18 protein-coding genes are annotated in these 20,433 nt (G+C 45.2%); 7 read left to right on the top strand and 11 right to left on the bottom strand.

The features are described from left to right. Positions 1–38 precede the first annotated feature (38 nt). Genes BM257_RS09550 through BM257_RS09535 form a run of 4 tightly spaced genes read right to left on the bottom strand, consistent with a single transcriptional unit; the run spans position 39 to position 3,440 of the window. Positions 39–452, bottom strand: a complete 414-nt coding sequence (locus tag BM257_RS09550) for a PaaI family thioesterase (protein WP_092071669.1) — start codon at positions 450–452, stop codon at positions 39–41. After that, positions 452–1,429, bottom strand: coding sequence for an ROK family protein (locus BM257_RS09545; protein WP_092071666.1), 978 nt, complete (start codon positions 1,427–1,429; stop codon positions 452–454). Before BM257_RS09545 ends, BM257_RS09550 begins: the two co-directional genes overlap by 1 nt. Before the next feature lie 30 nt (positions 1,430–1,459). Further along, positions 1,460–2,440 (bottom strand): ROK family protein, encoded by a 981-nt coding sequence (locus BM257_RS09540; protein ID WP_092071663.1) that lies wholly within the window; start codon positions 2,438–2,440, stop codon positions 1,460–1,462. Positions 2,441–2,459: 19 nt separating this feature from the next. Further along, positions 2,460–3,440, bottom strand: coding sequence for an ROK family protein (locus BM257_RS09535; RefSeq protein ID WP_092071660.1), 981 nt, complete (start codon positions 3,438–3,440; stop codon positions 2,460–2,462). A gap of 275 nt (positions 3,441–3,715) precedes the next feature. Between BM257_RS09535 and lysS the strand changes: the two genes are divergently transcribed. The 4 genes from lysS to BM257_RS09515 are packed head-to-tail and all read left to right on the top strand — an operon-like array spanning position 3,716 to position 8,593. After that, positions 3,716–5,446 (top strand): lysine--tRNA ligase, encoded by a 1,731-nt coding sequence (gene lysS / locus BM257_RS09530; protein ID WP_092071657.1) that lies wholly within the window; start codon positions 3,716–3,718, stop codon positions 5,444–5,446. A gap of 28 nt (positions 5,447–5,474) precedes the next feature. Then, positions 5,475–6,470: an NAD(P)H-dependent glycerol-3-phosphate dehydrogenase gene (locus BM257_RS09525; RefSeq protein ID WP_092071654.1), complete on the top strand. Its 996-nt coding sequence runs from the start codon at positions 5,475–5,477 to the stop codon at positions 6,468–6,470. 10 nt (positions 6,471–6,480) lie between these two features. Then, positions 6,481–7,833, top strand: coding sequence for a glucose-6-phosphate isomerase (locus tag BM257_RS09520; protein WP_092071651.1), 1,353 nt, complete (start codon positions 6,481–6,483; stop codon positions 7,831–7,833). Between the two features lie 34 nt (positions 7,834–7,867). Further along, a complete protein-coding gene (locus BM257_RS09515) occupies positions 7,868–8,593 on the top strand; it encodes an HAD family hydrolase (protein ID WP_092071648.1) in 726 nt (241 codons plus the stop codon). A gap of 4 nt (positions 8,594–8,597) precedes the next feature. Here the strand turns inward: BM257_RS09515 and BM257_RS09510 are convergent, their stop codons facing one another. Then, a complete protein-coding gene (locus tag BM257_RS09510; RefSeq protein WP_092071646.1) occupies positions 8,598–9,164 on the bottom strand; it encodes a DUF4738 domain-containing protein in 567 nt (188 codons plus the stop codon). Positions 9,165–9,227: 63 nt separating this feature from the next. Further along, a complete protein-coding gene (locus BM257_RS09505) occupies positions 9,228–11,843 on the bottom strand; it encodes a calcium-translocating P-type ATPase, PMCA-type (protein ID WP_092071643.1) in 2,616 nt (871 codons plus the stop codon). Positions 11,844–12,270: 427 nt separating this feature from the next. Here BM257_RS09505 and BM257_RS09500 point away from each other — a divergent pair, with 427 nt between their 5' ends. Genes BM257_RS09500 through BM257_RS09490 form a run of 3 tightly spaced genes read left to right on the top strand, consistent with a single transcriptional unit; the run spans position 12,271 to position 14,896 of the window. Continuing rightward, complete coding sequence (locus BM257_RS09500; RefSeq protein WP_092071640.1) at positions 12,271–12,948, top strand: DUF4230 domain-containing protein; 678 nt, start codon at positions 12,271–12,273, stop codon at positions 12,946–12,948. Then, positions 12,932–13,528, top strand: a complete 597-nt coding sequence (locus BM257_RS09495; RefSeq protein ID WP_092071637.1) for a DUF4230 domain-containing protein — start codon at positions 12,932–12,934, stop codon at positions 13,526–13,528. The genes BM257_RS09500 and BM257_RS09495 overlap by 17 nt, the downstream gene beginning before the upstream one ends. A gap of 6 nt (positions 13,529–13,534) precedes the next feature. Next, positions 13,535–14,896 carry an alanine/glycine:cation symporter family protein gene (locus BM257_RS09490; protein ID WP_092071634.1) on the top strand — a complete coding sequence of 454 codons (1,362 nt, stop codon included), beginning with the start codon at positions 13,535–13,537 and terminating at the stop codon, positions 14,894–14,896. Here BM257_RS09490 and BM257_RS09485 read toward each other — a convergent pair. The 5 genes from BM257_RS09485 to BM257_RS09465 form a co-directional block, all read right to left on the bottom strand. Continuing rightward, positions 14,893–15,690 carry a sensor histidine kinase gene (locus tag BM257_RS09485; RefSeq protein ID WP_092071630.1) on the bottom strand — a complete coding sequence of 266 codons (798 nt, stop codon included), beginning with the start codon at positions 15,688–15,690 and terminating at the stop codon, positions 14,893–14,895. The two genes, BM257_RS09490 and BM257_RS09485, sit on opposite strands and share 4 nt — an antisense overlap. 91 nt (positions 15,691–15,781) lie before the next feature. After that, the gene (tsaA, locus tag BM257_RS09480; RefSeq protein WP_092071627.1) at positions 15,782–16,444 is read right to left on the bottom strand and encodes a tRNA (N6-threonylcarbamoyladenosine(37)-N6)-methyltransferase TrmO; all 663 of its coding nucleotides are present in this window, start codon (positions 16,442–16,444) and stop codon (positions 15,782–15,784) included. Next, the gene (locus tag BM257_RS09475; RefSeq protein WP_143096821.1) at positions 16,441–17,427 is read right to left on the bottom strand and encodes a hypothetical protein; all 987 of its coding nucleotides are present in this window, start codon (positions 17,425–17,427) and stop codon (positions 16,441–16,443) included. Before BM257_RS09475 ends, tsaA begins: the two co-directional genes overlap by 4 nt. A 10-nt stretch (positions 17,428–17,437) precedes the next feature. Next, positions 17,438–18,757: a WG repeat-containing protein gene (locus BM257_RS09470; RefSeq protein ID WP_092071622.1), complete on the bottom strand. Its 1,320-nt coding sequence runs from the start codon at positions 18,755–18,757 to the stop codon at positions 17,438–17,440. After that, on the bottom strand, positions 18,757–20,412 hold the full coding sequence (locus BM257_RS09465; RefSeq protein WP_092071619.1) for an FHA domain-containing protein: 1,656 nt from the start codon (positions 20,410–20,412) through the stop codon (positions 18,757–18,759). Before BM257_RS09465 ends, BM257_RS09470 begins: the two co-directional genes overlap by 1 nt. Positions 20,413–20,433 lie beyond the last annotated feature (21 nt).

The following is a 20,433-nucleotide window of genomic DNA, read 5'->3' as shown; positions in this document are numbered from 1 at the left end:
GTTGATACGGCAAACGGAAAAGGGCGAAACACGACATACTACTTATGATTTTTGATGATATAATTAGTCACCCGGACTGTGGAGATCAGTTCTCCCGCAGTATTCTTGATATCCACATTCCATACATGAAGTGTATTACCACGATGCTGCAGACGGGCATAAGCGGTGACAGTGTCACCCTCGCTGACCGCCCTTACATGACTGCCACTCACTTCAATGCCCACACAGGCACAGTCTGCACACAAAGCGGAGGAGCCTACTCCCGCCACATTCTCTGCAAGGGCAAGGGAGGCGCCACCACTCAAAAACCCGAAAGGCTGACGGTTGCGCTCATCCACCTTCATCCGCGCCATACAAGTATCGTCCTCGGGCGTGGAGATAAACTCCATCCCGAGGGCAGTACTCAAATTGGGTTTAGCGTTAATAATCTCGTTGATTCTTTCTACGTTCATTATTTAAAAAGAGAATATTCAGGAACTTCCCAGGCAAGGGCACTGGCACCTAAGACATCACGCTCACGGTCGTCGAGTTGTGACACGATAATCTTCACCTTACCTTTCATATTACCAAAGATATTGTCCTCAAAAGACTCTCGGGTGGGATCCAACAACCATTTACCAGCATGAGAGATACCACCTGTCAAGATAATCGCCTGAGGATCGACAATACTGGCATAGTTGGCTAATCCCACTCCAAACATATGACCTGTACGACGGTACACCTCTATCGCCATTGCATCTCCTTTGTTACAACATTCAGTAATCGTACGAGGTGTCAGTTTTTCCAAGTCCCGCATCAAAGAGGGCTCATTGGAGGCTTCCATTAATTCCTGCGCCGTACGGATAATTCCCTTTGCTGCTACATAAGCCTCCAGACATCCTTTCTTACCACATCCGCAAACACGACCATTACCGACCACGCAAGTATGACCAATCTCACCAGCGAAACCTTCAAAACCTTGATGCTCGTGCCCATTAGAGAAGAAACAACTGCCCAAGCCTACTCCGATATTGATCACGATAAAATCCTTCATACCATGTGCCGATCCAAAGGTACGCTCACCAAGGGCAGAGACATGGGCGTCATTCGCCAATGCGACAGCCAATCCAAGCCGGTCTCGTAACATCGCTGCCATAGGGATCACACCTTTCCATGGTAAGTTAGGCGCGTTAACAACATTCCCTGAGATAAAGCTGGCACTCGGACAACTGACTCCCACAGAACGGATTTTCTCATACCCGACATGTTCCTCCACTAATGAGACGATTCTCTCACTTAACGTCGATACGAAATTATTGACATCCTGATAGTCTATTGTCACAAAACTATCTTCTGCAATAATGTTACCCCTGATATCCACAATCGCAAAAGTGGTAAGCTCATTACTAATGTCGACTCCGACAACTCGTGTTTTGATGTTTTCTTCCATGAAAGTATTATAATAATTTAGTTACCTATTTTATTTGAATAAAGAGTATTCTTTTACATACCATGCCAAAGCACTTGCCCCAAGTACGTCACGCTCACCATTGTTCAATGGAGAGATGGTAATATTTACCTTACCCTTAAGATTTTGGAAGATATTGGACTCAAAAGTCTCTTTCAGATCACTCATCATCCACTTACTATAAGCTGTCATGTCACCCGTCAGGATGATCGCCTCCGGGTCGACCAATGACGCATAAGTCGCCAACGCTCCGCCCAGGATACGCCCTGTTCTCTTGAAAGCCTCAATGGCTACCTCGTCACCCTGCTCACAAGCAATGGCGATCAACTGAGGAGTCAGCTCACCCTTGTCCTTAAGGGAACTGTCTCTTCCTTCTTCGACAATCTCCCGTACTGTACGTACCAACCCACGGGCAGAAGCATATTCTTCCAAGCACCCCCGATGACCACAACTACACTGGCGACCATCCTCGTAGATGCAAATATGACCGAACTCACCGGCAAAGCCCTCCGCTCCCAGATGCGGATGACCATCCAGGAATATACAACTGCCCAGTCCGCCATGACTGATAGTCACCACGATGAAATTCGACAAGCCATGAGCTGCTCCGAAGGCTCTCTCAGCGACTGCCGTCACATGTGCATCATTACCCAAGGCAACGGAAAGTCCCAAGCGGTCACGCAACATCGCTGCCAACGGAACATGTCCTTTCCAAGGCATATTTGAGGCATTCTCCATACTACCTGTGATAAAATTACCACTTGGTACACTGACGCCCACCGAACGGATACTCTCATAGCCTACATGTTGCTCAACTAACGCAATAATTTTCTCACATAGAACTGACACATATTCATTCACATTCAGATAATCAGAGGTGGCGAATGTTTCTTTCGCCAGTATCCCACCTTGCATATCCACGATGGCATAAGTCGTAAGATCAGTACTTACATCCACGCCTACTACATGTCTTTTAATGATATTTTCGTTCATTTGGATTGGTCGTCTTCTATTATTTAAAAAGAGAATATTCTTTCACTGTCCAAGCAAGTACACTGGCTCCTAACACGATGAGTTCCCTATCTTCATAGAGAGAGCATACCAACTTGATTTTCCCTTTCATATTATGGAACACATGTTCTTCAAAAGCCTCATCAGTCGGTTCCAGCAGCCATTTTCCCGCCTTGGAGACAGCACCAGAAAGGATGATTGCCTCAGGATTAAACAAAGAGGCATAGTTGGCAAGACCAACTCCCAAAGCATGTCCCGTACGACGCATTACCTCTATCGCCAACTGGTCACCTTCATGGCAGAACTCTACAATCTGTTTCACTGTCAATTGCTGGGATTGGCGCATCAAGGAAGGAGTGTCATATTCTTCCAAGACCTCCTTAGCAGTTTGCAGGACTCCTTTTGATGCGGTATATGCTTCCAGGCATCCCTGTTTTCCACAACCACACTGACGTCCTCCGGCAATATATGTCGTGTGACCTATCTCTCCAGAGAACCCATTCGTTCCTTGATAAATCACCCCTTTGCTATAGATACAGCTACCCATTCCACTTCCGAGGTTGACTAGCACAAAATCTTTCAGACCATGGGCGGCTCCAAAAGCATGTTCCGCCATCGCTATGACATTCGCATTGTTATCGACAGCAACAGCCAGTCCCATACGGTCACGCAGCATCGCTGCCAGTGGCACGATACCCTTCCAAGGAAGGTTCGGGGAGTTCTCAATACATCCTGTATGAAAATTTCCACTCGGAGCGCTGACACCTATGGAGCGGACACTGTCAAAACCTCCGTTTGCCTCCATCAATAAGACAATCTTCTCTGACAATTTAGTGACAAAATCACTGATAACAGGATAATCCGAAGTGACTATCTCATCACGAGCCAGCACCTCACCTCGAATATTAACCAAGGCATAGACCGTTCTGTCAACACGGATATCCACCCCTATGACCTTGGTCTTGAAATTGTTGTCTATCATTTTAATGTGTTAGTATTAATCTTTAATTTGGCAAATATAAAAAGAAATCCTCATCCAACCAAATATTGTCCGCTTTTTTAGCAATTATTTAATGTACTGCTTCCAGAATAATGAAAAAAAAGCTAAAAAGGAGACTATCTCAGAATAATTTAGTATCTTTGCTGAATAAAATCCAGCGAAAATAGGCCGCACCTCGGAAAAACTCAAATAAAATTTGGTTTTTCACTCAGTTTGCACTATCTTTGCAACCATTATAATAGTAATTGAAAAACAATATGAACGTTTTAGAACTCAGTGAACAGGAGATTGGAAGACGCGAGAGTCTTCAGGAACTGCGCCAGATGGGTATCAATCCCTACCCTGCAGCAGAATATCCGACAAACGCTTTCTCTACCGATATCCTTGAAAACTTCCGTGACGATGACGAACAGCGCCAGGTATGTATCGCAGGACGTATGATGAGCCGTCGTGTCATGGGAAAGGCAAGCTTTGCGGAAATTCAGGACAGCAAAGGCAGAATACAGGTATATATCTCCCGCGATGACCTATGTCCCGGGGAAGATAAAGACATATATAATAAGGTGTTTAAGCGACTACTGGACATCGGTGATTTCATCGGCGTCAAAGGTTTTGTCTTCCGCACCCAGACAGGTGAGATTTCCGTCCATGCCCAAGAGTTGACTTTATTATCGAAATCATTGAAGCCTTTACCTATCGTAAAATACAAAGATGGTGTGGCTTATGATAAATTTGACGATCCCGAGTTGCGTTATCGCCAACGCTATGTCGACTTGGTGGTTAACGAAGGAGTCAAGGACACATTCCTACAGCGAGCCACGGTGATTCGCACATTACGCAGAGTATTGGATGAAGCGGGCTATACGGAGGTGGAGACTCCTACCTTACAGATGATTGCCGGTGGCGCTTCCGCACGTCCTTTTATCACCCACTTCAACGCACTTGATCAAGATATGTATATGCGTATTGCCACTGAGCTTTATTTAAAGCGTCTCATCGTGGGTGGCTTCGAGGGTGTCTACGAGATTGGCAAGAACTTCCGCAACGAGGGTATGGACCGCAATCATAACCCAGAGTTCACCTGTATGGAACTTTATGTACAGTATAAGGATTACAACTGGATGATGTCGTTCACAGAGAAACTCTTGGAGACCATCTGTATCGCTGTCAACGGCAAGCCCGAGCGAGAGATTGATGGTAACATCGTTTCATTCAAGGCTCCTTATCGTCGGTTACCAATCCTTGAGGCCATCGAGGAGAAGACAGGTTTCGACTGCAATGGTAAGAGTGAGGAGGAGATTCGGGCATTCTGTCTCTCTAAGGGCATGGATGTTGACGAGACGATGGGTAAGGGAAAGCTTATCGACGAGCTCTTTGGTGAGTTCTGTGAGGGAACCTTCATCCAACCCACCTTCATCACCGATTACCCTGTTGAGATGTCACCTCTTACCAAAATGCATCGTTCTAAGCCCGGACTCACCGAGCGCTTCGAACTGATGGTGAATGGCAAGGAACTCGCCAACGCTTACTCTGAGCTAAACGACCCCATTGATCAAGAGGAACGCTTCATTGAGCAGATGAAGCTTGCTGACAAGGGTGACGACGAAGCAATGATTATCGATCAGGATTTCCTTCGTGCTTTGCAGTACGGTATGCCGCCGACAAGTGGTATCGGTATCGGTATCGACCGTTTAGTTATGCTTATGACAGGAAAGACCTTCATTCAGGAAGTATTGTTCTTCCCTCAAATGAAACCTGAGAAGAAGATTCCTCAGAGCACTTCTGCCGAGTGGGCAGAGATAGGAGTCCCTGAAGAGTGGGTTCCCGTGCTCCGCAAAGCAGGTTTCAACCTCGTTCAGAACATCAAGGACGAGAAGGCTCAAGGGTTACAGCAGAAAATTGGAGACATCGTAAAGAAATATAAGCTTGACATGCAGAAGCCCTCTGTCGATGACATCGCAGCATGGATAGAGAAGGCACAAGCCTGATGTTTATGGTATAACGTTTATTGTTGTCATGTACAACTGCGGGAAAATAGCCATCATTGGCGGCGGTAGCTGGGCTACGGCAATTGCCAAAATTGTGGTGGGACATACTCACCACATTGGATGGTACATGCGTCGTGACGATCGTATTGATGATTTCAAGCGCCTAGGGCATAACCCCGCTTATCTGATGAGTGTCCGTTTCAATACTGACGAGATATTCTTCTCTAGTGACCTTAATAAGATAGTGCAGATGTATGATACACTGGTGTTTGTCACCCCATCTCCTTATCTGAAGAGTCATCTGAAGAAACTGAAGACCCGTATCCGCGACAAATTCATCATTACCGCCATCAAAGGTATCGTACCAGACGAGAATCTGGTATGCTCGGAATATTTCCACCAGGTTTATGATGTGCCTTATGAGAACCTCGCTTGCATTGGAGGACCTTCCCATGCGGAAGAAGTGGCATTGGAACGACTCAGCTACCTAACGGTAGGATGTGCCGACAGAGAAAAGGCTGAGGCTTTTGCAGACATTATGAGCAGTGACTATATCAAGACCAAGACATCAACCGATGTGATTGGTATTGAATATTCCTCCGTATTAAAGAATGTATACGCTATTGCTGCTGGTATCTGTAATGGTTTGAAATTCGGCGACAACTTCCAGGCTGTACTAATGGCGAATGCCGTACAGGAGATGGCACGGTTCTTGAAAGTGGTACACCCCATCGAACGTAATATCGTGGACAGCGTTTACCTAGGTGACCTTCTGGTGACAGGTTATTCCAATTTCTCCCGTAACCGTACTTTTGGAACGATGATTGGAAAAGGTTATTCCGTCAAATCGGCACAGATAGAGATGGAGATGATCGCAGAAGGCTATTTTGGAACAAAGTGCATGAAGGAGATTAACCGTCACTGTCATGTCAACATGCCCATACTTGATGCGGTCTATAATATTCTTTATGAGCGCATTTCCCCACAGATTGAGATTAAGCTATTAACAGATTCATTTAGATAATAATAAAACTATGAGTATTAAACTTGACATCACAAAGGCTGCTTGTTTCTTGGAAGCAGGCGCTGTAAAATCTTTCGAACCGAAAGTAAAAGCCGCTCAAGAGGCTTTGGAAAATGGCACATGCCCTGGTAACGATTTCTTAGGTTGGCTGCATCTGCCCACAGAGATTACTCCCGCATTCCTCGATGAGATTGAGGCTACCGCCAAGGTCCTTCGTGACAACTGCGAGGCAGTGGTTGTAGCAGGTATCGGTGGTTCTTATTTAGGTGCGCGTGCCGTTATCGAGGCATTGAGCAACTCATTCGGTTGGCTGATTCAAGATCAGAAGAACCCCACTATCCTATTTGCAGGTAACAACATCGGTGAGGACTATCTGTATGAACTGACAGAATACCTCAAAAACAAGAAGTTTGGCGTCATCAACATCTCTAAATCGGGTACGACAACAGAGACGGCATTGACCTTCCGTCTGCTGAAGAAGCAATGTGAGGCACAACGTGGTAAGGAAGAAGCGAAAAAAGTAATCGTAGCTGTTACAGATGCCAAGCGTGGTGCTGCCCGTACCTGCGCCGACAAGGAAGGTTATAAGAGTTTCATCATCCCCGACAACGTTGGTGGACGTTTCTCTGTTCTTACTCCAGTTGGACTCCTGCCTATTGCTTGCGCTGGTTTTGACATCAAACAGTTGGTTGCTGGTGCTCAGGACATGGAAAAGGCTTGCGGAAAAGATGTTGCCTTTGACGAGAACCCGGCAGCTCAGTATGCCGCAGTTCGTAACGCCCTCTATGGTAAAGGGAAAAAGATAGAGATTATGGTGAACTACCAGCCCAAGCTGCATTTCGTCAGTGAGTGGTGGAAACAGCTCTACGGAGAGTCTGAGGGTAAGGACAAGAAGGGTATATTCCCTGCTTCAGTGGATTTCACTACCGACCTTCACTCCATGGGTCAGTGGATTCAAGACGGTGAACGCACTATTTTTGAGACCGTAATATCCATTGAGGAACCTGAGAAGAAACTGTTGTTCCCAGAGGACGAAGAGAATCTGGATGGTTTGAACTTCCTGGCTGGTAAACGAGTTGACGAAGTTAATAAAATGGCAGAGCTCGGTACCCGTCTTGCCCATGTGGACGGTGGTGTTCCCAACATCCGGATCAGTGTTCCCAAACTGAATGAATATTATATTGGGCAATTGATCTACTTCTTCGAGATTGGATGCGGTATCAGCGGTAATGTATTGGGCGTTAACCCCTTCAACCAACCTGGTGTGGAGGCTTACAAGAAGAATATGTTTGCCTTACTTGATAAACCTGGTTATGAGGCTGACTCAAAGACCATCAAGGAGCGTCTTGCCAAAGAGAAGTAAAAATGTCTAGAGTCTCTAGCATATCTAGAAGACAATGGAACTGGCAATTAAGAAATACTTAGCAAAGCACGGCTTCAGACAATTTTGTCCGAAAGCCGTGCTTTTCGATATGGACGGGGTCATTTATGACTCAATGCCCAACCATGCCCGTTCATGGCATCAGGCGATGAGTTCCGTCGGTATACAAATGGAGGAGAGTGAAGCATATCTTTATGAGGGTATGCGAGGAGTTGAGACGATTAAACTGAAAGCACGCCAACAATGGAACCGCGAGATCAGTGATGAGGAAGCACAACGGATTTATGAGATCAAAGCTTCTCTTTTCAGTCAATGCCCCCCTGCCCACAAGATGGAAGGCACCGAGGACCTCATGCGACAAATCAAGGCTGACGGTTTAAAGATATGCGTCGTAACAGGAAGTGGACAACATACCTTATTAGACAAATTAGTGACAGATTATAATGGATTGATCCAACAGGATCTGATTGTCACCAGTTTCGATGTCACACATGGGAAACCCGCTCCAGAACCTTATCTGGCAGGTATGAGGAAGGTAGGCACTAATCCCTGGGAAACAATTGTCGTAGAGAACGCTCCTTTGGGGGTACAGGCTGCCGTTGCCGCAAAGTGTTTCACGGTTGCCGTCAACACCGGTCCTTTACCCGATGAGGCGCTAAAGAGCAAAGGAGCAGATATCATCATGCCCAACATGAGTACCTTCTCCCGACTATGGGAATCTTTATTTTCAGGAAATAAGTAAAATATTAAACACCTTCCTCTTCTTTTTCCTCTTCAATGGCATTTGTATCCATCTGAGAATCACGCTTGATAGATATCTCCCCCATTCGTGAGAGACGGACAATCAAAGGGATATACTCATCTGTTTGGGGATGACTGACACTAGCAGCAAACTCCAACCAGTCTCCTTCTGCTTTATCAAACACCAATCCTTCCAAAATACCCGTCTTCCGATAGTCATCATCAAGATATTTGTCGAAATCCTTTTTGGTAAATTTATGACTATAAAACTTGGAACCATCCTGACGAGAGACTACCAATGTGATACAGTTATCCACAAACTGCTGACCAATCTCATCCTTGACCATTGGTAAGGAATCACTGGGCTGACGATTGATGTCCAGATGATAGGAACGTCCTATCCAATTGACATCCCTGCTATCAGAATAAGGTTGTAAACGTACAGGCTCCTGTGGCTTGGGGATTTCCGCACGCTCTGTGATAATATTGTCACTCTTTTTCTTTCCACCACAAGCCATCATAGCCAAAGCGAGGCATACCATCAGGAAGAAATAGCATCTGTTCGTTTTCATCTTTTTTATTCTTTATAATGTTGCAAAGATACAAAAAAATCGGTTAAATAAGTACAAAAGGCGTTATTTTCTTTGGTTGGCAGTTCTTTTTACTCTCAAGCGACCGATTTCCCCGATCCATAACACAACAGAGGTAGCACTGATAATCAATAACCAGTCCTGCCAACGCAAAGGTGTTACATTGAACATCCTGCCACCCAACGTGACAATCAGGAGCTGTCCAAAAAATACCAGATGGGCTATCAGCAGGAAACCACGACAACCGCTTATCTTCAAAGCACTCTCCCTTGTTGCAAAGGCACGGGCATTAAACATATTCCAAAACTGGAGCATGACAAAGATTGTAAAGAACAAACTCTGCTCATAAGGCGACCACCCATTCCTCTCATAATGGTATAGAAGGCATATCAACACTATAAAGAAGGTACACCCTACCCCTATAATCTGTCTTGCCATATCACGATTGATGATGAAAGAGCGACGATCACGAGGTTTCTCCTTCATCACCGAGGTAGATGGTGGCAGGGAAGCCAATGCCATGGCAGCAAAAGTATCCATAATCAGATTTACCCACAACATCTGTGTCACTGTCAGCGGCACCTCTGTACCCATGAAAGCACCTACCAGGACGATCAGACATGCCACTACATTAACTGTCATCTGGAACAGAATAAAACGTTGGATATTCCGATAGAGGGAACGTCCCCACATGACCGCTCTGCCAATGCTACTGAAAGAATTGTCAATAATAGTAATGTCCGAAGCCTCTTTTGCCACCGAGGTTCCATCTCCCATGGAGAGTCCTACATGAGCCGCTTTTAAAGCTGGAGCGTCATTGGTACCATCACCGGTTACAGCAACCACTTGTCCTAATAACTGCAATGCCTCCACCAATCGTTTCTTATCCATCGGTCGGGCACGAGCTATTACCTTCAGATCCATCAACCGTTCCAGTAGCTCCGTATCTGACAAGGCGGCAAACTCCGGACCGGTTATCAACTGACGATCCGTATCATCATCCGACCACAGTCCCACCTGACGGGCAATCTCCCGGGCAGTGGCAGCGGTATCACCCGTCACTATTTTCACGGCGATACCCGCTTCCATACATTCACGGACTGCTTGCGGCACATCGGGACGGACAGGATCAGAGATAGCCACCACACCCAGGAATGTCATCTGATTTGCAACCAATTGCTGTCCTACGATAGGCATCTCTGTATCATCTAATCGCTGGTAAGCAAATCCTAATGTACGCATCCCTTGCTCCTGATAGGTAAGTAACCGTTTCTGTATATCCTCCTTTTTCTGATCAGACAACACGCACTTCTCATATACAATCTCAGGAGCACCCTTTACATAGAGGATTCTTTCCTGATCCGTCTTGATAACCACCGCCATCAACTTACGCTCTGTAGAGAAAGGGAGCTCCATCTCATAGACCACTTCCTCTTTCAATGCCCGATAGTCAATACCCTGATCATACAACCATAACAGCAAGGCGCCCTCTGTCGGATTACCCAAGACCTTTGGTGATGTCCCCTCATCTATCTGTAACGACGCTGTTGTATTCACCGCGATTCCCTGACAGACCCGATGTTGGCACTGCTCTCCTTCTGTCTCAAAACATGTCTCATAAACATGCATGACGTTCTGTGTCAGTGTTCCCGTTTTATCCGTACAGATAACGGTAGCTGCCCCCATAGTCTCACAGGCATGCATCTTCCGCACCAGATTATTCGTCTTCAACATACGACGCATGCTATAAGCAAGGCTCAATGTCACCGCCATGGGAAGTCCCTCAGGGACAGCAACGACAATCAATGTCACGGCTATCATCACTGTCTGCAAAACATAGGACACGAAATGAACCCATTCAAAGTCGTAATGATGAAAATACATCATAACACGACCAACAATCACCAAGAAAGCAATACCATAGCTTACCCTTGCGATAAGAATTCCCAAACGCTCTAACTGTTCATTTAACGGTGTCTTCACACTGTCATCAATTCGCGCCGCCTCATAGACCTTGCCATTCTCAGTGGCATCACCAACAGCCTGAACTCGGAAAATACCATGACCCTCCATTACTTTCGTTCCACGCAAAACCTGATTAGTGGGGAAAGTAGCCTCGGGGTCAAAATCCTGATCTGCCACACTTTTATAACATACTGGTTCTCCTGTCAACGTCGATTCATCAACATTCATCGACACAGCTTCCAGTAACAATCCATCAGCAGGTATCTCGTCACCTGTATTGATTAATACAATATCGCCAACAACAACATCACATTTAGGAATTTGCAGTCTTCGCCCCTCACGAATGACCACAACGGGTTCCTCATCATTTACCTGATTGAGAATCGCAAACTCACGGTCGGCTTTCACCTCAAAAAGAAAAGCCAGTCCCGTAGCAAGCAGGATTGCGATAAAGATTCCTACGGGCTCAAAGAAAACGGTAGTATCTTCCCGCAAGACAAAATACTCATAGAAAGAAATACTAACTGACAAGACACCTGCCACTAGCAAAATAATAATTAAAGGATCTTTGAACTTCTGGAGAAAACGAATCCACAAAGGTACTTTTTCCGGCTCAGAAAAAACATTCGTGCCATACCGCAGACGACTTTCCAACACCTCTTCCTTTGTCAATCCTTCATAATGATGTTGCTTCATGGTTGCAAAGTTACGAAAAGTCGAGAGTAGAACAAAAGATTTTAATCTTTTTTATGCCGAGACGGAGTAAGTTCGCCATCTCTGATGGCAAAGTTACGAAATAAATTAAGAACCGAACAAAAGAAAATCTAAATTGTTTAAAAAGTTACTCTGTTTTTGTATATTCTACAAGGAGTTTGATGATTATACAGAAAAAAAGGGGCACGCTTGCCCCCCATGAAAACACTATGTTAACCTAAATCACTATGATATCATCTATTAATCAGTTTTTGTGTATTTTGGTTGAGAGTGTCTTTTTGCTTATTAAGTCTTTTGTTATCTTTCTGACGCAAAAGAAGAGAAAAAGTTTAATGTTAGTCTAAAAAAAGGGGGAGAACGATAGCAATTTGATAAATTTTAACTAACTTTGTACCCAATAATATATAAAATGACAAGATATATTCTCATATTTGCCATCATCCTCTTTAGTCTTTGCGGTTGTCATCAACAGCAAAAGGAAGAGATTGTGTCTGTTCCTGCCGACACACTTCCATCCCTTGTCACCCATATCCGGCAATGTTCCCGTATCTATACTACTGAATACAAGATTCACAAGATAGTGACCCACGATGATGTGATTCGACTTAAAGGTACTTTCCTTGCCCAAGACTTCAATCTCAAGATGCCCTTGGGAGACCGGAAGATAGCTATTCCGATGGATGCGACATTAAAGGCATATATTGATATGAGTAACTTCTCTGAACGTAATGTTGAGAAGACCGATGGAAAGATTATTATCATCCTGCCCGACCCTCAGGTAATCATGACCAGCTCGAAGATTGACCAAAAGAACATCAAGGAATATATAGGATTGGTACGTTCCCATTTCACTGATGCGGAGATGACGAATTATGAGCGACAAGGTCGTGCTGCCATCATAGAGAGTATTCCACAATTGAACATCCTTCACACAGCTCAAGAGAATGCTGCGCGTGTTCTAGTACCACTCATCAAACAAATGGGCTATCAGGAAGAGGATATTATCATTCAGTTCCGTAAGGAATATGGGTTACGTGACCTTCAGTCACTTATTCATCTGGATATCGAACATGAGAAGAATCAATAATCCCTTACTGAGTCTGACCGCCATCGGCATAGTACTTATCCTACTGGTGCTTCTGGTTGGGTGGGTCTATCGTGACATCAAGACCACACGTCTGAGAATTGGTGCCGACCAGAAGATAGACATCACTCCACAACAGATACAAAGCATCAAAGAGATTGGAGAATGGGAGTTCCTTTCCATCAGTGACGAAGAGATGGTGGACACTATCCGTCACGGGATCTTTTCCGATGACCATTTGGTAAGAATCTATTATGGTACGATGCGTCTGGGGGTCAATCTCAAACAGGTTGAACCAGGATGGATTGTAACACGAGGTGACACCATCGAGATTACCCTGCCCCAAATCAGTCTCCTTGACCATGATTTCATAGACGAGGCACGTACCAAGAGTTTTTATGAGAGTGGCAGTTGGACGGCAAAAGACCGTGAAGCGATGCTTCGCAAAGCATACCAAATGATGCTACGGCGTGGAATGACTCGCCAAAACCTGCAAATTGCAGAGCAAAATGGCCAAGGACAGGTACGTCAAGTGATGCAGGGTATGGGATTTAAGCATGTGAAAATACTGTATAAAGAATAGGAAAAGATGGAGCAACTCAATCATTTTTTTGCAGACCTCAGTGGATTGTTATGGGGATGGCCCATGATTATCCTCTTACTAGGAACACATATATATCTGACGATAAGACTGCGTGTACCCCAACGCTATATATTCAAAGCAATACGCATTTCAGTAAAAAAAGACACGGAGGCGACTGGTGACGTATCGCAGTTTGCTTCCCTTGCAACCGCTCTTGCTGCCACGATTGGCACTGGTAACATCATCGGCGTGGCTACAGCCATCGCACTGGGAGGTCCTGGCGCTGTGCTGTGGTGCTGGCTGACAGGTGTATTCGGTATTGCCACGAAATATGCAGAAGGTCTGCTTGCCATCAAATACCGTAAGAAGAAAGAAGACGGACAGTTCATCGGCGGGCCGATGTACGCCTTGGAATACGGACTGAAATGGAAATGGCTCGCTATTTTGTTTGCCATCTTTACGGCAATTGCAGCCTTTGGCATCGGTAATACCGTACAAGCTAATGCCATAGCCACCGTAACTAAGGAGACATATGCCATATCGCCCTATTTCACGGGAACCATTATCGCCTTGTTAATAGCATCAGTGATATTAGGTGGTGTGAAGAGCATTGCACGGGTATGTTCTGCCTTAGTGCCTATGATGGCAGTTTTTTATGTCGTGGGTTGCATCTATATTATTTTTGTCAACATCGACTTTGTATGGCCTGCCATCAAAATGATTGTTAAATGTGCGTTCACCCCCCAGGCTGCGGGAAGTGGTTTCGTAGGAGCCGCTGTGATGACGGCAGCCCGCTATGGTATTGCGCGAGGTCTGTTTAGTAATGAATCGGGATTGGGTTCCGCACCTATCGTTGCCGCAGCAGCTCAAACGCGTAACCCTGTCCGGCAGGCACTTGTATCAAGCAGTGGTACTTTCTGGGACACTGTGGTCATCTGTGCCATGACGGGTATTGTGATTGTGAGCAGTGTGCTACACTATCCCGATATCTCATTCAGCAACGGTGCTACACTGACACACATGGCATTTTCCAAAATACCAATAGTAGGAGAACCTTTGTTAATATTCGGTCTGCTAACGTTTGCCTTCACTACCATTCTAGGGTGGAGCTATTATGGCGAGAAAGCTATGGAATATCTCAAAGGAAGCCGCTGGGTCATACCCTACCGCATCGCTTTCGTCATTGTGGTATTCATAGGAAGCGTTATACAACTTGATATCGTATGGAATCTTGCTGATTGTATGAATGCTCTTATGGCGATACCCAATTTGATATCCCTATTAGCACTAAATGGTATTATCGTCCACGAAACCCGCAAATACTTATGGCAGAATCAACTAGATCAAACTGAAGATTCCGAAGATTAAGAATGCCTCAATGGAAGAATGAATACAAAACGAGTACCACGACGGTGGTAGTTCTCATCCATATAAAGTGCTCCTCCCACCTTGATAGCGATACGGTGACAAATACTCAAGTCAAGCTCCACTTCATCAGCCATCTCCTCTGGCTTCTCAAACCATGTGAAGAGTTTATTACGACGATTCTCTGGAACCCCGTTTCCTGTATCTTCCACGAAGAAAGTCAACTGGTCAGTGTTCTCACTGGTATTACACCCTACCAACACCTCGCCGACCTCCGTGAAACGACAAGCATTTAATATCAGTTTGTTAAGCACCAGTTCCACCATATGGCGGTCGTTCTTCACAAAGAACTCATCATTCAACTCACGCTTGAAATTCAATTTCACCGCCTGACGGTGATAGATACTAAACATATTGGCTTCTAGACATCGGCGACAAAGTGCATTCGGACTGAATGACTCCAAATGTAACTGGTGTTTCTCATAAACATTCTCGGAGAACATAACCACTTCATCAAACAAGGTGTCCACCAGATTAGCATTATAGGTTAGCTGATCAGAGATATTGCGCTTCTCATTCTTCGAGAGGTACAAGTCCTCTTTCCCTACCACACCCGCCAAGTCCTTCACAGCTTTCAAGGGTACACATATCTCATGATGGATATTCTGGAGGAATGCCTTCTTCATTTTCTCTGACTTAGCATTCTCCCTCAGTCGGTCTTTCAATGTCTTGATATACCACAAACAGCATACCAATGCCATCAAAATAATTATAAATGCAACTAAGATCATCAACATGATTTTTATCCTCTACGTTCATTACTTTGCTGCAAATATATGGATTATTCTCCAACCATGCAAATTTTTCCTCCTTTTTCTGTAAAATAAATTAAACTATCTTATCAATTGTCAATACCCCGTTACTCACCCTGAAATGGATATCCCTGTCTGCAAAGGGCATGCCATACATACGCTGGTCATCTTCATGATAATGAGGACGGGGGTCTAAAGACAATATCTCCTCTATCACTCGCCACTGCTCTTCATCAAAGCAAGGACGGACCATGTCGGGTATCACCACTTCCAGTCGTTTCCATTGATGAGTATCCGTGAAACCACCCCGTGCTTCTGCATGGCTGTCGACATAAGGGAGGTAAGGTTTTATATCATAGATAGGAGTGCCATCCATGAGATCAGCGCCAGACACCTCAATATCAGGAATCTCAGGATGAATAGCAAGGATACGCACGGAGGAGAGTCCGAGATTATTAGGACGGAAAGGAGAACGGGTAGCCCAAACGCCTACCCGTTCATTTCCTCCTAATAATGGTGGACGCACCGTGGCATGTTTCTCTACTCCTATATGCTCTGAGAAACCCCATATCAACCACAGATAGTCATATTCCTCCAAGCCACGCAGTGCATCAGCCTGCGCATAATCATTCGTAAACAGGATTTTACCTCTCAGTTCACTCACTATTCCACTCTGTCGTGGTATTCCGAATTTCGACGTAAAAGGTGATCGGAAAAAAGCGATTGGATCTATCCTCATCTAACTTCACAGATATAAGCCTTCTGACCTTGTGGGATGAAAAATACATAAAAACCCGATGACACGCCGTACTCCATCCTTAATGTTTGCCTGACAGTTGTCGTAGAACGAGGGCGGATTGGAGAAAGTACCATATCCTTATAACCAAAAGACAATATCTCTTTTTTCTTTTGGGTCTGAACGTCAGCACGGATCAATATACCCTGCTGATTACCAGGTGTGTCCATCATCTCTATCATCAAGGGACTGTCTACGACAGGAGCCTGTATATTCGCACGGTCAATCTTGAAGGTGGCATCATCGTCCGTGGCACCATTTAATGCCATTACCAAATTCCTATTAAAGAAAACCTCCCCAGCACCAACCTTGAATTCTTTGACGAGCAGATATTGATTATTCGGAATACGTTGTATCTCCGTAATCGCAGCTATCTCTACTTTATGCTGCTGACCATCGGCATCTTCCACACACAAGAAGCTGGGCGCCTTATCTGTTCCATAATCCTGAAGAACGATAACACCCTGATAACGACCTGTCTCCGTAACCACCACATCCAAGAAGGGAGTCTGCTCTACCAAAGTCTGTGCCTGGTTGAGCTTTTCTTTTTTCTGACAGGCAATATCAGCGTTCTTGATAATCCGCTCTACCCCGTTGTCATCTAACAAATAAACAGACTTTCCCACTAGCTGCTTGAAAATCTGTCCCTTATAGATTTTCCCATCCCTTGTCTCAACAATATCATTGAGTCCCGAAAGATCGTCAGCGGTACGTTTGATACGCTCTATTGCCAGAACATCTTCTAACAAGTAGGTTCTCTCCTGGTTGTCCACTGAAAACACCAGATCCCTCCCCGGATGCTGTACCGTGATACGACCCTCGACGATGTCTCCGTCCATGAGGATCAGTTTATCGTAAACCTTCTGCTGTGCCATCACAGATGAGGACACTAAAAATAAAAGGAAACTTATGAATTTTCGCATCATCTTTTTCTCTTTACAATACAATTGCAGGATTCAAAGTTGTGGAACATGAGCTGGACACGCCACCACCTCGTGCCGTAATCGTACAGGAGGTCTTTTTGGTCACTGGGACATTGACTGTCACAGAGCCTGTCTTTCCTGCACCAACCTTAAGAGAACTTTTCTGTCCAGTACTGAGAGAGATACTGATTGACCGCTCCGAACTACCACGGTTAACGACCTTGATAGGAACTGCACAAACACCTTTCTTGTTGGCTTTCACTGATGCAGGAGCACTCACTGTGATTCCTGTTCCACCCTGAGATCCTTTCCCTTTGGAACTCTCCACCTTGTACTGACTACGCCATAGAATCAGTTTATCACAAGCAAGTTCATAGACTCTCTTACCATTCTCCTTCGACACATTCGTCGTCAGCGTACGCTCTGTACCAGAACCCTCCATCTCATACTCTTTCCGAGAGGCATCATTGACGATACGGGATAATGTCGCCACCTTATTCTCCCAAATGGAGGGTATCTCTGCTTCCACCTTCAGTTGTCCGCCAGACTCACTAACATGACAATCAATGGTAGCGCTATTGAATTTTACCACACCATACATGTGGTCAACCATCACAATAGCATGACCGTCACAGGGCTTTTCCGCCTCTTCAAACTGAGTTGGGAGGATTGTGGTATTTCCTGCCTTATAGCCATACTCCTTATTATCCATAAACCGTGAGAAAGACGGATCGTCAGGAGCCTCATACGGTCTGTTCACAAATCCTATATCCACCTTATTCAAATGATCAATAGTACGAACAACAGAGCCAGAGGGATTAATCTCTATAAAATCACCCTTTTTCTTTCCTTTGCCTTTTGCCACTTGGGCGACCCCATTCTGGAAGGGGACAGCAGCCGTATAAGAACAAGGAATCACCAACTTTCCAGAAGGGTCAATAAAACCATATTTCCCTTTCTTGTTTACCACCGCACAACGGTCATCTGAGAAATAAGGAAACTCACTGACGTACACTTCCTCTTTCAGCGACGCACGGGTACCATTTTCCTTGACAACATAGATGATACGGTATCTGTCCTTGTTTTTAGTCATGGCAAGGGCATATCCATTGGTTAAGTACGTGATAGAGTCCATGGAAGGTGACACCACCCATTTCTCCTCCTCGTCACAAATACCAGTGCTCATCGCTGTCTTAATCTTAAACAGATTCGAGGCAAACCGTGTGACAGATTGATAGATGGGACTTACTGCCCAATGGGCAGACTGTGCTTGCCCCACCATAGGCAGGGCAAGACACATCAGTAATATGATAAGACCTTTATTTATTCTCATTATTGAACAGCTTCTTCATCGTAAATCTTCTTCAAGAACTTAGCCTGTACAGCTTTGGTAAAGCCACCTGCAACACTGGTTCCACCCCACAAAATACCCACGAGTTGACCACTTTCGTTGAAGACAGGAGAACCACTGCTTCCACCAACAGACTGTTCTTGGAACTCGAAGTCATATTTGCTAGGTTCCTTGCTGCACTTCGTCTCCTTGATACTAGGCTCCAGTGATTTCGTCTTTCTGTCAAGTGCCCAGTTCAAACCTGCAGGATAACCGATGGTGAAAAGTTTGTCCTTGAGAGGAACCAGACGCTCCGTACAGAATTCGCTTGGACTGAACACCATCTCAACCTCCTGAGGAGTTTTCTTGTCATTCAACTGGAGAAGAGCGATATCTATATCCTTGTCCTTAGAGTCAGCAACCACGTCACAACGCTGGAATTCATCCAGATGTGTGTAGTTTCTGCCCGCATATCCTACAGTAATATAATCGATTGCACCGGATATTTCATAACGAGAGCGGTTCAGGCGATCTATGATTTTGTTCAGTTCCCCACTCCATCCAGCACCGAATTTCTGGATATGATTGTTAATAGCCTTGAACAAATCAGTCTGTGCAAAAGCCTGCATCGTTGGCATTGAGAAATCCCTACCTTTGTTGCTGGTCGTCAGCCTGTCATCACCGGTCTGCATATACATACAAGTACGGCGCATCAGTTCTATGCGATACTCAATACGCTCACGAATCCAGTTGTCCTCTTCCTTGGAACGATAGTCCCAGGGCACAGCAACATGACGGTTCGTACCCATATAACCCTTACGGTCAAGGAAGAATGCCGTTGCACAATAAGGCTGCTGTGCGGCGATGTCCTCAATCTTGCCATTCCATGTGTCAGGCATCGGGTTATCCTCAAACTCAGCGATATAGTGATACTGTGCACCTACATATACCACCGTATTGCGGTATTTCTCTGGAGAAACACTGGATGGGGTGGAGGAAGCGGCAACAGTTGTAGAGTCACTTAGAACGGCAACAGGCTCTGAGTCGCCACCCTTGGGCCAAAAAGCAAAGAGGATACCAATCAGTGCCAACACACCTACTGCCCCTGCGATACCGTAGATCATGGTCATGTTCGTCTTAGGCATCAATGCTGTAATCTGTTCCGTCACATCCTCTGTTCCACAGACGATGTTATCACCTTTCTTGATGCGGACGTCCTTGTTTGCACCAATCTTCACACCATTCACCATAGTACCATTGCGGCTGCCATTATCATGGATATATGTCTTGCCGTCCTTTCCAATTCTTACAGAAGCATGGAAGCGACTTACCGTTTGACTATTCAGGATAATTTCATTGCGGTAGTTAGAACCGATGTTATACACCGACTTATAGTTTGTCAATTTCTCTGCTACGGGAACCTTTGCCCATACTAATGGAGTATCAGCAATCGTGATACGGTCACCACGCTGTACATTGACCTCCTTGCCAGGTTCGATACGCTTGTTGCCAACCATGGTTCCGTTCTTACTATTCTTGTCTTCCAGGATAATCTGTCCATCGTCAAGAATGGTCATCTCAGCATGCAGGCTGCTAACATAATTACTGTCTAACACGATGTCGCAAGATTGCGAGCTACCAATTTTGATAATTTTCATATGCTTAAGTTTTTAGTTATG

The sequence above is a fragment of the Prevotella sp. tf2-5 genome (assembly GCF_900115435.1).
Lineage (GTDB): Bacteria > Bacteroidota > Bacteroidia > Bacteroidales > Bacteroidaceae > Prevotella.
This window is presented reverse-complemented; position numbering and strand designations above follow the sequence as displayed.

Bases quoted from the DNA above. Each gene is read 5' to 3' on its own strand.
- BM257_RS09550 (WP_092071669.1), bottom strand. From the start codon at position 452: ATGAACGTAGAAAGAATCAACGAGATTATTAACGCTAAACCCAATTTG.
- BM257_RS09545 (WP_092071666.1), bottom strand. From the start codon at position 1,429: ATGGAAGAAAACATCAAAACACGAGTTGTCGGAGTCGACATTAGTAAT.
- BM257_RS09540 (WP_092071663.1), bottom strand. From the start codon at position 2,440: ATGAACGAAAATATCATTAAAAGACATGTAGTAGGCGTGGATGTAAGT.
- BM257_RS09535 (WP_092071660.1), bottom strand. From the start codon at position 3,440: ATGATAGACAACAATTTCAAGACCAAGGTCATAGGGGTGGATATCCGT.
- lysS (WP_092071657.1), top strand. From the start codon at position 3,716: ATGAACGTTTTAGAACTCAGTGAACAGGAGATTGGAAGACGCGAGAGT.
- BM257_RS09525 (WP_092071654.1), top strand. From the start codon at position 5,475: ATGTACAACTGCGGGAAAATAGCCATCATTGGCGGCGGTAGCTGGGCT.
- BM257_RS09520 (WP_092071651.1), top strand. From the start codon at position 6,481: ATGAGTATTAAACTTGACATCACAAAGGCTGCTTGTTTCTTGGAAGCA.
- BM257_RS09515 (WP_092071648.1), top strand. From the start codon at position 7,868: ATGGAACTGGCAATTAAGAAATACTTAGCAAAGCACGGCTTCAGACAA.
- BM257_RS09510 (WP_092071646.1), bottom strand. From the start codon at position 9,164: ATGAAAACGAACAGATGCTATTTCTTCCTGATGGTATGCCTCGCTTTG.
- BM257_RS09505 (WP_092071643.1), bottom strand. From the start codon at position 11,843: ATGAAGCAACATCATTATGAAGGATTGACAAAGGAAGAGGTGTTGGAA.
- BM257_RS09500 (WP_092071640.1), top strand. From the start codon at position 12,271: ATGACAAGATATATTCTCATATTTGCCATCATCCTCTTTAGTCTTTGC.
- BM257_RS09495 (WP_092071637.1), top strand. From the start codon at position 12,932: ATGAGAAGAATCAATAATCCCTTACTGAGTCTGACCGCCATCGGCATA.
- BM257_RS09490 (WP_092071634.1), top strand. From the start codon at position 13,535: ATGGAGCAACTCAATCATTTTTTTGCAGACCTCAGTGGATTGTTATGG.
- BM257_RS09485 (WP_092071630.1), bottom strand. From the start codon at position 15,690: ATGTTGATGATCTTAGTTGCATTTATAATTATTTTGATGGCATTGGTA.
- tsaA (WP_092071627.1), bottom strand. From the start codon at position 16,444: ATGAGGATAGATCCAATCGCTTTTTTCCGATCACCTTTTACGTCGAAA.
- BM257_RS09475 (WP_143096821.1), bottom strand. From the start codon at position 17,427: ATGATGCGAAAATTCATAAGTTTCCTTTTATTTTTAGTGTCCTCATCT.
- BM257_RS09470 (WP_092071622.1), bottom strand. From the start codon at position 18,757: ATGAGAATAAATAAAGGTCTTATCATATTACTGATGTGTCTTGCCCTG.
- BM257_RS09465 (WP_092071619.1), bottom strand. From the start codon at position 20,412: ATGAAAATTATCAAAATTGGTAGCTCGCAATCTTGCGACATCGTGTTA.